Genomic DNA, 662 nt, shown 5'->3' with positions numbered 1-662 from the left:
GTCAGAAACGTCTTCCCGAAGGAAGGACCGCGGGCCGAAAACGGCGCGATGTCACCCGAGAAGCAGTTCTCTCTCTCGCAGCTCGACACGAAGGATCCTGCGCGCGCTGGTTGAGGCGGCGTCCCGTATGGGGATCGCTCTCCGGACGCAGATGGAAACCTGACGGTCCGGTCGGCGCCGAGCAGGTGCGCGATGGTGCGAAGCCGGACCGTCAAGAGCGGGTCGGCTTGGGGCGCTGCTGCCGAGGAACCGCGAGAGCTTTCTGGGAAGCGAGGATGAAGGAGGACTCTGCCTGCTGCTGAGCATCCTTGTCGCCCGCCTCATAGGCGAGCTGCATCTCTATTGCGCGCTGCGCCACCGACGCCGGACCAAGCATGAGAATCGGAGCGAGTTCTGTTGTCACCGTCCCGAACAACGCATCCGCCTCATCTTGAAGCTTTTTCAGGTCCTCTTCTTCCCGTCCGTCCGTCTCGGTAGCACTGAGGAGGCGCGCAGCGATCTTGTTCTGCTTCGACGTGTTCAGGTCGAAACCCTTGATCAAGGCGTATGCGCGCACGAACGCCTCGTAGCGACGCTCGCGCAGCCATCTCTTGTGTTCACGCTTGCCTTCGATCGCGGCGCCCGCGAGACCCGCGAGAGCAGCGAGAAGCGCGCCGCCGAAG

Annotated in this window: 1 protein-coding gene; it reads right to left on the bottom strand. The window is 63.4% G+C overall.

Features of this window, described 5'->3' with window-relative positions; all coding sequences use genetic code 11:
• Positions 1-211 precede the first annotated feature (211 nt).
• On the bottom strand, positions 212-662 hold a 451-nt coding region (locus IOC53_RS18655; protein ID WP_207408116.1), incomplete at its 5' end, for a hypothetical protein.

Origin of the sequence: Rathayibacter sp. SD072, assembly GCF_017355185.1 — a bacterium.
In the GTDB taxonomy this organism is placed as follows: domain Bacteria; phylum Actinomycetota; class Actinomycetes; order Actinomycetales; family Microbacteriaceae; genus Rathayibacter.
Note: the sequence above shows the minus strand (reverse complement) of the source record. Positions and strands in the feature narration are given on the sequence as shown.